This is a genomic window from Dactylosporangium roseum, assembly GCF_025264685.1.
In the GTDB taxonomy this organism is placed as follows: Bacteria; Actinomycetota; Actinomycetes; order Mycobacteriales; family Micromonosporaceae; genus Dactylosporangium; species Dactylosporangium roseum.
In genome coordinates this window covers 4,860,500-4,872,157 of record NZ_CP073721.1, presented here as the reverse complement: position 1 = coordinate 4,872,157, position 11,658 = coordinate 4,860,500, and the positions used below count along the sequence as shown (strand labels likewise).

11 protein-coding genes are annotated in these 11,658 nt (G+C 72.5%); 6 read left to right on the top strand and 5 right to left on the bottom strand.

What is annotated here, in order from left to right; all coding sequences use genetic code 11:
- Positions 1 to 8: 8 nt before the first annotated feature.
- Entirely contained in the window at positions 9 to 1,649 is a 1,641-nt protein-coding gene (locus Drose_RS22860) for a carbamoyltransferase family protein (protein WP_260723342.1), read from the bottom strand.
- Positions 1,650 to 1,756: 107 nt separating this feature from the next.
- Here Drose_RS22860 and Drose_RS22855 point away from each other — a divergent pair, with 107 nt between their 5' ends.
- On the top strand, positions 1,757 to 3,151 hold the full coding sequence (locus Drose_RS22855) for an aldehyde dehydrogenase family protein (protein WP_260723341.1): 1,395 nt from the start codon (positions 1,757 to 1,759) through the stop codon (positions 3,149 to 3,151).
- 268 nt (positions 3,152 to 3,419) lie between these two features.
- Here the strand turns inward: Drose_RS22855 and Drose_RS22850 are convergent, their stop codons facing one another.
- A complete protein-coding gene (locus tag Drose_RS22850; protein ID WP_260723340.1) occupies positions 3,420 to 3,788 on the bottom strand; it encodes an Mth938-like domain-containing protein in 369 nt (122 codons plus the stop codon).
- 39 nt (positions 3,789 to 3,827) lie between these two features.
- Between Drose_RS22850 and Drose_RS22845 the strand changes: the two genes are divergently transcribed.
- Positions 3,828 to 4,328 (top strand): pyridoxamine 5'-phosphate oxidase family protein, encoded by a 501-nt coding sequence (locus tag Drose_RS22845; protein WP_260723339.1) that lies wholly within the window; start codon positions 3,828 to 3,830, stop codon positions 4,326 to 4,328.
- A 66-nt stretch (positions 4,329 to 4,394) separates the two neighbouring features.
- Here Drose_RS22845 and Drose_RS22840 read toward each other — a convergent pair whose 3' ends face one another.
- Positions 4,395 to 4,862 (bottom strand): hypothetical protein, encoded by a 468-nt coding sequence (locus Drose_RS22840; protein WP_260723338.1) that lies wholly within the window; start codon positions 4,860 to 4,862, stop codon positions 4,395 to 4,397.
- 329 nt (positions 4,863 to 5,191) lie between these two features.
- On the opposite strand from Drose_RS22840, the gene zwf reads away from it, so the two are divergent.
- A complete protein-coding gene (gene zwf / locus Drose_RS22835) occupies positions 5,192 to 6,694 on the top strand; it encodes a glucose-6-phosphate dehydrogenase (RefSeq protein WP_260723337.1) in 1,503 nt (500 codons plus the stop codon).
- A 16-nt stretch (positions 6,695 to 6,710) separates the two neighbouring features.
- Here zwf and Drose_RS22830 read toward each other — a convergent pair whose 3' ends face one another.
- Positions 6,711 to 7,094: a VOC family protein gene (locus Drose_RS22830; RefSeq protein ID WP_260723336.1), complete on the bottom strand. Its 384-nt coding sequence runs from the start codon at positions 7,092 to 7,094 to the stop codon at positions 6,711 to 6,713.
- An 89-nt stretch (positions 7,095 to 7,183) separates the two neighbouring features.
- On the opposite strand from Drose_RS22830, the gene Drose_RS22825 reads away from it, so the two are divergent.
- The 3 genes from Drose_RS22825 (at position 7,184) to Drose_RS22815 (ending at position 9,177) form a co-directional block, all read left to right on the top strand.
- Positions 7,184 to 7,501: a MazG nucleotide pyrophosphohydrolase domain-containing protein gene (locus Drose_RS22825; RefSeq protein ID WP_260723335.1), complete on the top strand. Its 318-nt coding sequence runs from the start codon at positions 7,184 to 7,186 to the stop codon at positions 7,499 to 7,501.
- Entirely contained in the window at positions 7,501 to 8,133 is a 633-nt protein-coding gene (locus tag Drose_RS22820; protein WP_390891228.1) for a YgjV family protein, read from the top strand. Before Drose_RS22825 ends, Drose_RS22820 begins: the two co-directional genes overlap by 1 nt.
- Before the next feature lie 210 nt (positions 8,134 to 8,343).
- Positions 8,344 to 9,177, top strand: coding sequence for an SAM-dependent methyltransferase (locus Drose_RS22815; RefSeq protein WP_390891227.1), 834 nt, complete (start codon positions 8,344 to 8,346; stop codon positions 9,175 to 9,177).
- 62 nt (positions 9,178 to 9,239) lie between these two features.
- On the opposite strand, the gene Drose_RS22810 is transcribed toward Drose_RS22815, so the two are convergent.
- On the bottom strand, positions 9,240 to 11,558 hold the full coding sequence (locus tag Drose_RS22810) for a transglycosylase domain-containing protein (protein WP_260723333.1): 2,319 nt from the start codon (positions 11,556 to 11,558) through the stop codon (positions 9,240 to 9,242).
- Positions 11,559 to 11,658: the final 100 nt, after the last annotated feature.

Here is an 11,658-nt window from a genome sequence, read left to right as displayed (position 1 = left end):
CGCCCCGGTCACCGCCCTGGCCCGCCGAACGCGGTGCCGCGGTGGACGGCGAACGGCCCGATCGCCAGCAGGTCCACCGGCGCGGAGCCGAACAGCTCCATCGCCTCGCGCGGCGTGTCGACCATCGGCCGCCCGGCGGTGTTCAGCGACGTGTTCACCACGACGGGCAGGCCGGTGCGGCGCTCGAACTCGGCGAGCATCGCCGCGACGAGCGGCTCGCCGGCCCGGTCGACGGTCTGCACCCGCGCGGTGCCGTCGACGTGGACCACGGCCGGGATCCGGTCCCTCCACTCAGGACGGACCCGGTGCACGAACAGCATGTACGGGCTGGGGAAGACCCCCTCGAAGAGGTCGGCGAACCGTTCGGCGCGGACCATCGGCGCGATCGGGCGGAACTGCTCGCGTCCCTTGACGTCGTTCATCCGGGCCGTGGTGTCGGCGTCGCCCGGATGCGCGAGCAGCGACCGGTGCCCGAGCGCGCGCGGCCCGTACTCGCCGCGCCCCTGGAACCAGGCGACGATCCCGTTGCGGGCCAGCACCTCGGCGGCCTCGGCGGCGATCGACACGGGCCGCGTGTACGGCAGCGCGGCCCGGCGCAGCTCGGCCTCCAGCTCCTCGTCGGTCCAGCCGCGGCCGAGGTCGGCACCGCGCATCGGCTCCAGCGGGCGGCCGGACACGTTCAGCGCGGCACCGAGCGCCGTGCCTGCGTCACCGGCCGCCGGCTGCACCCACACCCGCCGGAACGGCCCCTCGGCGGCGATCCGCGCGTTGGCGACGCAGTTGAGGGCGACACCGCCGGCCATCGTGAGCGTCGCCGGGCCGCCGGCCGCGTCGTACACCCAGCGGACCAGGTCGAGCAGCACCTCCTCGAGCCGGGTCTGCACGCTCGCGGCGAGATCCGCGTGGTCGCCGGTCATCTCGCCGTCGGCGGTGCGCGGCTTGGTCAGCGCCGACCAGTCGACGCGGTCCACCCGGAACCCGCCGTCGCCGGTGGCGCGTACGAGTTCGCGCAGCTCCGGCAGGAACCGCGGCCGCCCGTACGAGGCCAGGGCCATCACCTTGTACTCGTCGCTGGAGTGCAGGAACCCGAGATGCCGGGTCAGGTCCTCGTACAGCAGGCCGAGCGAGTGCGGCAGTCGCTGCGCGGCCAGCGTCTCCAGGACGCCGCCGCGGTAGACCCCGGCGAGGTGGCTGGCGACCTCGCCGCGCCCGTCGAGGACCAGCACCGCCGAGTCCTCCGCGACCGCGAGCCCGGCCGAGGCGGCGTGCGCGACGTGGTGCGGCACGAACCGGACCTGTTGCGGGTCGAGGCCGGGCAGCGCCTCGGCGAGGAACTGCGGCGCCCGCCGCGCGTAGTCGACCCGCAGGTCGTCCCACGGGTCGGCGACGCCCATCGCGGCGAGGTCCCGGCACAGCGCCGGGTCGAACGAGTACGCGACCGCGTCCAGGTCCTCCGGACGCAGCCCGGCCGACCGCAGGCACCACGCCGCGGCGAGTTCGGGCAGTTCCCACGCCGAGAACGGCACGGGCCGCTTGCCGTGCTTGCGCCGGCTGAACCGCTCCTCCTCGGCGGCGGCGACGGTCGTGCCGTCCACGACGAGCGCCGCGGCCGGGTCGTGGAAGATCGCGTTGATCCCGAGCACCTTCATGTCCGGCTGGCCTACCCGGCAGAGCGGCGGCCAATCAAAATCGCTTCGACAATCAAAGCGACGTGATTCGCGTTTGGCGCGGTCCGGGCTGGGCATGCCGGTTCGACATGCACGAGGTTCAGCAGCTCGTCGGGGGCGTCTGGGTTCCCGCAACGGCGTCCTTCGAGGTCGTCGGCCCGCACGACGGCAGCCGGGTCAGCGCGGTGCCCGAGGCGTCCGCGGCCGACGTCGCGGCGGCGGTGAAGGCGGCCCGCGACGCGCAACCCGGCTGGGCCGCGACGGCACCGGCGGCCCGCGCGGCGGCCCTGCGCGCCGCGGCGGACGCGCTCGACCAGGGCACGGACGAACTCGCCCGCACGATGTCGGCGGAGATGGGCAAGCCCGTCGACGGTGCGGCCGAATCCGTCGCGGCCGGGGTCGGGACGCTGCGGCAGTACGCCGAACTCGGTCAGTTGCACGGCGGCCGTGCCCTCGCCGGTGACCCCGGCGCCGTCGACCTGATGGTGCACCAGCCGCGGGGCGTCGTCGCCGCCGTCACCCCGTGGAACGACCCGGTCGCCGTCTCGTGCGGGCTCCTCGGCGCCGCGCTGGTCACCGGCAACACCGTGGTCTACAAGCCCAGCGAGCGCGCCCCGGCCACCGGTTGGCTCCTCACCCGGCTGCTCGCTCCGCACTTCCCGCCCGCTGTGCTGTCGATGCTCTCCGGCGGTGGTACGGCCGGTGCCGCCCTCGCCGGCGCCGAGGTCGACGTCGTCGCGCACGTCGGCGCCACCGCGACCGGCCGCGCGATCGCCCTCGCGACGGCGCGGACCGGGGCCAAGGCCCTGCTGGAGAACGGCGGCAGCGACCCGCTGATCGTCGACGCCGGCGTCGACCCGGCGTGGGCCGCGCAGCAGGCGGCGGTCGGTGCGTTCGCCAACTCGGGGCAGATCTGCGTCGCGGTCGAGCGTCTGTACGTGCACCGCGACGTCGCGCGGCCGTTCCTCGACGCGCTCGTGGCGGCGGCGGAGCGCTTCCCGATCGGGCCGCTGGTCGACCGCCGGCACCGCGACGCCGTGCACGCCCAGGTGAGCGCCGCGGCCGCGGCCGGTGCCGGGGTGCTCACCGGCGGTGTGATCCCCGACGGTCCGGGTGCCCACTACCCGCCCACGGTCCTGGCCGGCTGCACCGACGACATGGCCGTCGTGGCCGAGGAGACGTTCGGCCCGGTCGCGCCCGTCGTCGTGGTCGACTCGTTCGACGAGGCCCTCACCCGTGCCCGCCGTTCCGCCTACGGCCTGGCGGCCACGGTCCTGACCGGCTCGATGAGCCACGCGCAGCGGGCCTGGCGCGAGCTTCCCGTCGGTACCGTCAAGGTCAACGCCGCCTTCGGCGGAGCGCCCGGCGGCGCGGCGCATCCCCGCCGGGGCAGCGGCCAGGGCTTCGGCTACGGCCCCGAGCTGCTCGACGAGATGACGGTGACGAAGGTCGTCCACCTGGAGGCGCCGTCGACCGGGTGGTGAGCAAGCATCCGCCGCCAGGCCGCTGGATCTCATGATCATGGGAAAGGTCTGGCTGCCCCGATAGCCACATCTTTCCCATGATCATGGCAACGGGTGGCCTGGCAGTGAGTGGCCTGGCGGCGGACAACGTGGAGTCGAGACGGCCACGCCCCGGCCGCTCGACGGCGTCCCGCCGTTCGTGTGGCACGGCTCGATCCGCAGCCCGGAGATCGCGGAGCAGGCCGCAGCACCCCGATGGCCGCCGGGGCGTCGGGTGCGGGGGTGAGGCTCAGCAGGTCGAGTGGAACAGCCCGGCCACCTGCGCGGAGTCGGCCAGCGAGTTGTAGAGGTCGACCGCGGCGCGGGTCTCGGCGACGTGGACCTCGACGCCGCGGGCGCGCATTTCGTCCACTGTGGACTTCGGCACGGCCAGCCGCTCCTGCATGCCGCGGGACAGCACGACGACGGTGGCGCCGTGGCTCAGCAGCTCTTCGACGTCGGCCGGCTGGACACCGGGGTAGTGCTGAGTGCCGGTCTCGTCCCAGTCCCACGCGCGCCCGCCGCCCGGCCAGGCCTTCAGGTCCTTCACCGCGCCGAGGCCCTCGGCCTCGATCCGTCCCCAGTTCACCGAGAGGATCCGGGGAGATCGTGGCAGCATCGAACCGTCGCCTCCACACCGCGAGAAAGGGTCGACCGGATGCCGGACACCGTGCTGGATCAACGGTACAGCGACGACCATGCCACCGCCGTCCCCTGGGAGGTGACGCGGGAGGAGCTGGCGACGGCGGGCGTGTACTGGCTGTCCACCGTCCGCCCCGACGGCCGTCCCCACGTGACCCCGCTCATCGGGGTGTGGCTGGACGACGCGCTGCTGTTCTGTACCGGTCCCGGGGAGCGCAAGGCCCGCAACCTCGCCGCGCGCCCCGAGGTCGCCGTCACCACCGGCGCCAACGCGCTGCACGCCGGACTCGACGTGGTCGTCGAGGGCACGGCGGTCGTGCTCCGCGACGAGCCGGCGCTCACCCGGGCGGCGGCGGCCTGGCTGGCGAAGTACGGGGAGGAGTGGCGGTTCGAGGTCCGCGACGGCCGGTTCCACCACGCGAGCGGCGCCGGGGTCGCCGACGTGTACCGGGTCGCGCCGGCGGCGGTGTTCGCGTTCGGCAAGGACCCGTACAGCCAGACGCGCTACGCGTTCTGAAGCCGGATCCGGGGCCGGCGCGCGTCGGCCGGCCTTCTCGAACTGCCCGGACGCGGGCCGGAGCTACTAGAGGTAGACGTCTAGACGGCCGGTGAACAGGCTGGGTGTCTGCTGGAGGCGCTGTTGCTGGATGGCGTCGTCGGCCCGCTCGAGGTCGAGCCGGACCTCCTCCGCGCGTTGCCGCAGCGTCTCCTCCAGCCGGAGTTGTTCCTGGATGCGCTGCTGGTCGTCGATCCGCTGCTGGTCCTGTAGGCGCTGCTGGCGCAACCGGTGCTGCTCGTCCTGGTATTGCCGCAGGTCGTCGACGCGCTGCCGGTCCCGCTCCGTGATCTCCTGGTTCTGGACCTGGCGCTGGTCCTCGATCCGCTGCTGCTGCCGCCGCGCGTCGTCGAGCCGCTCCTGAGGCCGGTCCTGATCGGCGCGCTGCTGGTCGAGGCGGTCCTCGAACAGCCGGCGCTGCGCCTGGTCGGTGGCGTTCACGCTGGTCGCGGTGGCCGTGGCCGGTGTGGCCGGCGTTATCGGTGTGATCGACATCGCGCTCCCCGTTCAGCGACTCGACTACTGGCCGAATGCAACTTCTTACTCTACGTTAGCACTCCGGGCTGTCGGCCCGGGCGGCGTGCGCCGTCCCCCTGGCGGATCCGGTCACAGCACGCGCCCGGCCGCTGCCCGCTTGCGGGTGTTCCGGCAGCGGGCGGGGCGACGCCTGGCACGTCGAGCCTCCGGGATAGCGGTTTCCTGTCGTGCGCGCACGGCCAGTACCGTCGAATCATCATGACGCCGGTCACGTTCTGGAATCGTTGCTGTGCGCAGCGGTTGACTCGTAGTGTCACGGCGGCAGTCCGATGGAGAGGCACGCACCCATGTCCAGCGACACGGTCTTGCAGGAGTCCGACAACCGCCACGCCCCGCCGGCCACGGTGGTCATCTTCGGCGCTTCGGGTGACCTGACCCGCCGCAAGCTCATCCCCGCCATCGAGAGCCTGGCCCGGCACAACCGGCTCCACGAGCGGTTCGCGGTCGTCGGCGTGGCCCGCACCCCGATGGACGACGACCGGTTCATCCACAACGTGCTCGGCGACAAGGGGCTGTCGGGGATGCCGCAGTTGGCCGGCGCGGTGCGGTACATCGCCGGCGGCTACGACGACCCCGAGACGTACAAGCGGCTCGCGGCCGTCCTCGACGAGCTCGACGAGCAGCGCGGCACGTCGGGCAACCGGATCTTCTACCTGTCGACCCCGGCGCAGGCGTTCCCGCTCGTCATCGACGGCCTCGCCGGCGCCGGGCTCAACCAGGCGCGGGAGGACTCCTTCGCGCGGCTCGTCATCGAGAAGCCCTACGGGCACGACGAGCGCAGCGCCAGACAGCTCGACCAGACGGTGCACGCGGCGTTCGACGAGTCGCAGGTCTTCCGCATCGACCACTACCTCGGCAAGGACACCGTCCAGAACGTCCTCGCCCTGCGGTTCGCCAACTCGATCTTCCAGCCGATCTGGAACCGCACCTGGGTCGACCACGTGCAGATCACGGTCGCGGAGACCCTCGGCGTCGGCACGCGCGGCAGCTTCTACGAGCACGCCGGCGCGATGCGCGACATCGTGCAGAACCACGTGCTCCAGGTTCTCGCGCTCGCCCTCATGGAGCCGCCGGCGTCGTTCAGCGCCGAGGCGGTGCGCAACGAGAAGGTGAAGCTGCTCCAGGCGATCCGGCTGCCGCGCGGCCGGGACATCGACGACATCGCCGTCCGGGGTCAGTATACGCGCGGCGGGACCCGCGAGGAGCTCATGCCCGGCTACCGTGAGGAGCCCGGCGTCGACCCGCTGTCGCGCACGGAGACCTACGCGGCGCTGCGGCTCGACGTGGACAACTGGCGGTGGGCCGGGGTGCCGTTCTACGTCCGGACGGGCAAGCGGCTGCCGAGCCGGGTCACGGAGGTGGCGCTGCAGTTCCAGCGCCCGCCGCACCTGCCGATGCCCAACTCGCAGTTGACCGAGCTCCAGCCCGACGCGCTGATCCTGCGCATCCAGCCCGACGAGGGCATCGCGCTCCGCTTCGGCGCGAAGGTGCCGGGCCACTCGTTCCGCGTGCGCTCCGCGAGCATGGACTTCTCCTACGACAAGACCTTTCGCGAGGAGTCCCCGGAGGCATACGAACGCCTGCTCCTGGACGCGCTGATCGGCGACACGACGCTGTTCATCCGCTCCGACGAGGTCGAGCAGTGCTGGCGCATCGTCGACCCGATCATCGAGCGCTGGACCGAGGACACCAGCCCGATCCCGACGTACGAGGCCGCGTCCTGGGGCCCGACGGACGCCGACCGCCTGATCGGCCGCGGCGGCCGCTCCTGGCGCAACACGGTCGCCTGACGCTCGTCCGCCGGCGTCAGTCCCAGCGGCGGGCGTTGTCGTCGTCGAGGGTGCCGGGCTGGTCCGGCACCACGCAGAACACCTGCCCCGACGGGTCCCGCATGACCTGCCAGGTGCCGGCCCGCTCGAGTCGCGTGGCCCCGAGCGCCTCCAGCCGAGCCACCTCGGCCTCCAGGTCATCGGTGTGGATGTCGAGGTGCACCCGAGGCTGTCCGTCGCCGAGCCGCTGGGCGAGCAACAGCATGTCGTGGCCCTGCAACTGGGCGCCGTGAAACTCCGGATACTTCTCCACGCGCGGAATCGCCTGCCCCAGCGCCCCCTCCCAGAACGTCACCGTCTTCGCGTGATCGTCCCCCGGGATGTCGATCACGACCGCGTAGAGCCTGCTGTAGTGCGTCACGCCGGACAGTATGCGGGAGGCCGCCGACCCGCGTCGCCCGGTCGGAGGCGCCGTCGCGGGCTTTTCGGGCATCGGCGATGCTGTGCGGTGTGGAAGATCGCTTCTCGCTCGCGGACCTGCCCGCGACCGCCGCCGACATCGCCGGGCACCTGACCGCGGCCGGCTTCACCGAGGCGCCGCACCTGCGCCAGACCCTCGCCCTGGCCGAGGAGGTCGGCGAGTTCGTCGCCGCGGTCCGGCGCCACTACGGCATGGCCCGCCGCGGCGGTGACTTCGCCGACGTCGAGGCGGAGCTCGCCGACGTGGTGATCACCGCGTTCGTCACCGCGCACACCATGGGCATCGACCTGGAGCGAGCGGTCAGGGCCAAGCTCGACGTCGTCTACACCCGCGGCTGGCGCACCTGATGTCCCCCGTGCCCTGGCTCGAACTCGCCGGCTGGGCCGGTTCGGCGCTGCTGGTCTGGTCCCTGCTGCAGACCCGCCTCCTGCGGCTGCGGGTGTTCAACCTGGCCGGTTCGCTCGTGCTCCTCGCGTACAACGCCGCCGTGGGGGTCTGGCCCATGGTCGGGCTCAACGTGACGCTCGCCGGCATCAACGTGTGGCAGTTGTACCGGCTGCTGCGCACCCGCCACGACGAGCACACCTATCAGGTCGTGGAGGTCGCGACCGACGACAACTTCCTGGCGCACGTCCTGCGGGTGCACTGGGCCGACATCGCCCGGTTCAACCCCGGCCTCCGGTTCGACGCCGCGACCCAGCAGGCGTTCCTGACACTGTGCGGCGACGAACTCGTCGGCGTGATGCTGCTGCGGCCCGCGGGGGACGGGATCGCGCAGGTCGACCTGGACTACGTGACGCTGAAGTACCGGGACCTGACTCCGGGCGAGTTCGTGTTCCGCCGCAGCGGCCAGTTGACCGCCCGCGGCTATCACCGGGTGCTGACCCCGCCCGGCATGGTGGCCCCGTATTACGGCCGGCTCGGCTTCAAGCCGGCGGGCGACCGGTTCCGCCTGGACCTGTCCGCCCCCGACCGATGATCACTGGTCGACGGCGGTTCCGAGCACCACGTTCGACCACCGTTCCAAGACGCGTGTCGCGGCGCGTTCCGCTGCCGTGCCGCCGGCCGGATTCATGATCATGGGAAAGATGTGGCTGCCCCGATAGCCAGATCTTTCCCATGATCACGGAGTTGCCCGGCCCGGGCCGGGGAGGTCCGGAAGCGGAAGATGGCGATCCGACGTGCTTCGATGTATAAGGTGTACGGCGTGAGCCATGGCGACCTGGATCGGATCGACACGACGACCGCGCACCCCGCCCGCCGGTACAACTACTGGCTCGGCGGCAAGGACAACTTCGCCGCGGATCGGCAGTCCGGTGACGCGATCGCCGCGGTGTATCCGGCGATCCGGACGACCGCGATCGAGAACCGGCACTTCCTGCGTCGCGCCGTGCGGTTCGCCGCGGAGCAGGGGGTGCGGCAGTTCCTCGACGTCGGCACCGGCATTCCGACGGCGGACAACACGCACGAGGTGGCGCAGGCGATCGCGCCGGAGTCGCGGATCGTCTACGTCGACAACGATCCGATCGTGCTGGCCCACGCCCGGGCGCTGCTGACGAGCACGCCGGAGGGCGCGACGGCGTATATCGACGCGGATCTGCGGGATCCGGCGGGCATCCTGGCGCACCCGGACCTGCGGCGGACGCTGGACCTCGACCGGCCGGTCGCGCTGATGCTGATCGCGATCGTGCACTTCCTGTTCGACGACGACAGGCCGGATGAGACGGTGCGCCGCCTGCTCGACCCGCTGCCGTCGGGCAGTTGGCTCGTGCTGACGCACGGCACGAGTGACCTGGCGTCGCCGGAGGTCCGGGCGCACGCCGAGGCGGAGATCCGGGCGGGCCGGCTGCGGGTCGACGCGATGCCTCGCACGAAGGACCAGGTGGCGGAGTTCTTCACCGGCCTGGAGCTGGCCGATCCGGGGATCGTGCCGGTTATCGACTGGCGCCCGACGGTCCCGGAGGCGGACCGCCCACCGGTGACGGACGTGGCGATGTACGGCGCGGTGGCCCGCAAGCCCTGAGACCGCGGCTGAACGCGGAAGCCGGCCGGCCGCGGAGGTGGGCCGTCGGCACCCCGCCCGGCTCAGTCCTGACCGGCGGTGGCCGACGGACGGACGGACGGTGGGCCGGCACTGGCGGGTGGTGATGCCGGCCGGGTCCGGCTGGGCCGCGGGCTCGCGCAGTTCGGCGGCCGGCAGGACGGCGGCGTCGTGCCGGGTCTGGCCGACGCGGGCGTCGACGGCGGTGCCGCCCGTGACGGCGGCGGTGCGCTGCGCTCCGGGGGGAACGCCGGCTGGGCGAACCGGTACTTGTTCCGGTCGAGCTGCAGCGCGGCCGCGGCGTCGACCATGAACTGCCGCCAGATCGCACCGGGATAGCTGGCGCCGAACACGTCGTGGTCGCCGTCCTTGGTGACCAGGGCCTTGCCGTCGGTGGTGCCGAGCCAGACGGCCGCGGCCACCGCCCCGGTGTAGCCGACCATCCAGGTGTGGGCGTTCTCGGTCAGGCTGTCGCCCCGCTGCCAGGTGCCGGTCTTGCCGGCCGAGTCCCACCCGTTGGGCAGCTTCGCCGCCTCGACCTGGCGCAGGGTCCAGTTCAACTGGTTGATCTGCTCCTGGTTCAGCCCGACGTCGCGCTGTTCGAGGTGCTCCCGGTAGATCTCGTCGCCGCCCTTGGACACCGATCGCACGAAGTGCGCGTCGGCGCGCTTGCCCGCCGCGGCGAAGGTCGCCATGCCGTTGGCCTGGTCCAGCACCGTGACCGGGTACTGGCCGATGCCGACCTCGGTGGAGAACTGGCCGGCGACGTCACGGCCGGGCTTGCCGCGCAGTTCGACGCGGGCCGCCTCGGCCTCGCCCGGCCGGTTGGCCCACATCGCGTCGATGCCGGCCTTGCTCGCCATGTCGATGACGTTGTCCGTGCCCAGCTTCTCCGTCAGCTCGAAGAACGTGACGTTCAGCGACGCGACGGTGGCCTCCCACAGGGCGCAGTCCGGCTGGCACCTGGCGCTGCCGGCGTTGCGGATCGGCCCGGCGGGGCTGCCGTTGACGCGGCCGCTGGCCGGGAACTCCTTGCTCGGCGGGGAGTCCCAGCGCGACTTCATCGAGATGTTCTGGTGGAGGGCCTCCGCCAGGTCGTAGACCTTGAACGACGAGCCCGGCGGGTGCGCGCCGAACCCGCGCGGCTTGCCGGCCTCGTCCAGGTACCAGCCGGCGTAGTCGGCGCCGGTGCCGTTGCTGCCGCCGTAGTACGCCAGGACCCGCCCGGTGCCCGGTTCCACGGCGACGAGCGCCGCCTGCCAGTTCTGCGGCTGCCCGCGGACGACCTGCGGCGCGGTCTGCCGCTTGAGGTCCGCCGCCGCCTCGGCCGCGTCCTGCGCGCGTTTGTCGATCGTGGTGACGATCCGGAACCCGCCGTTGCGCAGGTAGTCCGCGGGTTTGCCGCGGAACTGCTCGGTCCGGCGCAGCTCGGCCACGGCCTGACCCACCACGAGGCCGGTGGACCGGTCCAGGCCGGTCTGCCGCGCGGCCGGGTCGGGCTTCTTGACGGTGTCCGGGTAGGTCAGCGCGTCCGCCTGCGCGCGCTGGAGGTACCGGAGAGCGACCATGTTCTCCCGCACGTACGCCCAGCGGGTCTTCGAGTTCTCCAGGGCCTTCGGGCTCCGGCTCGGGTCGTAGCCCGGGCTGCCCTCGGGGTCGCCGGGGTCGGCCTCGGGCTGCTTGATCATCGACACCAGCACCATGGCCTCGGCGACGGTCACCTGCTCGGCCTGCGGCGCGCTCCGGTTGGCGGTCTTGCCGAAGAAGGTCTGCGCGGCGGCCTCGATGCCGTAGGCGCCCCGGCCGAACGGCACCGTGTTCAGGTAGAATTCGAGGATCTGCTCCTTCGAGTAGCGGTCGTCGAGCTTCCACGCCATGACCGCCTCGCGCAGCTTCCTCGAATACGTCACACCCTTGAGATCGGCCGCGATCCGCGCGTACTGCTGGGTGATCGTGGAGGCGCCCTGCGTCCGGCCGCCGGTGACGTTGTTCTTCGCCGCGCGCAGGATGCTGCCGAAGTCCACCCCCTGGTTGGTCCAGAACGTCTGGTCCTCGGCGGCGACGACGCTCTGCTTCACCGCGTCGTTCATCTCGCCGAACCGCAGGATCGTCCGGTTCTCCGTGCCCAGCTTCGCCATCGGCGTCGTGCCGTCGGCGTAGTAGACCGTCGTCGACTCCGGCAGTTCGAGCTGTTCGGGTGTCGGCACGCTCTCGAAGTACAGCGCGCCGGCGACCGCGCCGGCCCCGGAGAACATCAGCAGGACCGCGAGCGCGACGAGCAGCCACGGCCGGCGCAGCCGCTTCCGTGGCCGCCGCGGCGGCTGTTCGGGATCGTGGCCGGTGTGCTGGCCGGTGGGCTCCATGACGGGGACAGTTCCCGATGCCGCTCGGGCGGAAACGGCCCGGCGCGCGGGCCCAGCTCAGGGCACCCGGCGGAGGCCCGGCACGGCACTGCGAACCCGC